The organism is Azospirillum sp. TSO5 (genome assembly GCF_003116065.1).
Taxonomy (GTDB): domain Bacteria; phylum Pseudomonadota; class Alphaproteobacteria; order Azospirillales; family Azospirillaceae; genus Azospirillum.
The window spans coordinates 1-1,267 of the sequence record NZ_LGQY01000200.1 but is presented as its reverse complement, the minus strand read 5'-3'; the positions used below and the strand labels follow the sequence as shown (position 1 = coordinate 1,267).

Here is a 1,267-nt window from a genome sequence, read left to right as displayed (position 1 = left end):
GGAGGGCCATGTGGTGGACATGATCCCCAACGACCAGCTCGACGCCAACATGGACAAGCTCCACACCTATCTCGGCGTGTGAGCGGGAGAGAGACGCCCGATGTCCCAACTGCTCGGCATTCCGCCGCAAGCTCTGTTCGGCCAGCTTCTGCTCGGCCTGATCAACGGCTCCTTCTATGCGCTGCTCAGCCTTGGGCTGGCGGTGATCTTCGGCATGCTCAACGTCGTCAACATGGCGCATGGTGCGCTTTACATGGTCGGCGCCTTCGTGGCGTGGCTGCTGCTGAGCTATGCCGGCGTCGGTTACTGGGGGGCGCTGGTGCTGGCGCCGCTGGTGGTCGGCGCCGTCGGGCTGGTTCTGGAGCGCACCATGCTGCGCCGGCTCTACAAGGTCGACCATCTGTACGGACTGCTGCTGACCTTCGGGCTGGCGCTGATCTTCGAGGGCGCCTTCCGCCACCAGTACGGCGTGTCGGGCCAGCCCTATCCCATTCCCGACCTGCTGAAGGGCGGCACCAACCTGGGCTTCATGTACCTGCCGACCTACCGCGGCTGGGTGGTGGCGGCATCGCTGCTGGTGTGCCTGGGCACCTGGTTCGCCATCGAGCGGACCAAGCTGGGCGCCTATCTGCGCGCGGCGACGGAAAACCCGACGCTGGTGCAGGCCTTCGGCATCAATGTGCCGGTGATGGTGTCGCTGACCTACGGCTTCGGCGTGGCGCTGGCCGGTCTGGCCGGCGTGCTGGCGGCGCCGATCTATCAGGTGTCGCCGCTGATGGGGTCGAACCTGATCATCGTGGTGTTCGCGGTGGTGGTGATCGGTGGCATGGGCTCGATCCTGGGCGCCATCGTCACCGGCCTCGGGCTGGGGCTGCTGGAGGGGCTGACCAAGGTGGTCTACCCGGAGGCCTCCAACATCGTGGTGTTCGTCATCATGGCCGTGGTGCTGATGATGAAGCCGGCCGGCCTGTTCGGACGGGAGAGATAAGCCATGACCATGCAAACCCGCGACACATTGCACGAAGGCATCGTCATGTATGGCGGCTCGCCGAAGATCCTGCTGACTGGGGCCGGGCTGCTGCTGGCGGTCCTGGCGCCCTATGTCCTGTACCCCGTCTTCCTGATGAAGGTGCTGTGCTTCGCGCTGTTCGCCTGCGCCTTCAACCTGCTGATCGGCTTCGCCGGCCTGCTCAGCTTCGGCCATGCCGCCTTCTTCGGCGGGGCGGCCTACATCGCCGCCCACACCGTGAAGGAATGGGGCTGGGCG

General features: G+C 65.7%; 1 protein-coding gene and 1 pseudogene. Both read left to right on the top strand.

Going from position 1 to position 1,267, the window contains the following annotated elements; genetic code table 11:
- Nucleotides 1–100: 100 nt before the first annotated feature.
- On the top strand, nucleotides 101–988 hold the full coding sequence (locus TSO5_RS32040; RefSeq protein WP_109155389.1) for a branched-chain amino acid ABC transporter permease: 888 nt from the start codon (nucleotides 101–103) through the stop codon (nucleotides 986–988).
- Nucleotides 989–1,033: 45 nt separating this feature from the next.
- Nucleotides 1,034–1,267: pseudogene (locus TSO5_RS32035) on the top strand (branched-chain amino acid ABC transporter permease); the annotation flags it as partial.

What these genes read in the sequence shown, in the direction of transcription:
- TSO5_RS32040 (WP_109155389.1), top strand. Translation starts at nt 101, where the DNA reads ATGTCCCAACTGCTCGGCATTCCGCCGCAAGCTCTGTTCGGCCAGCTT.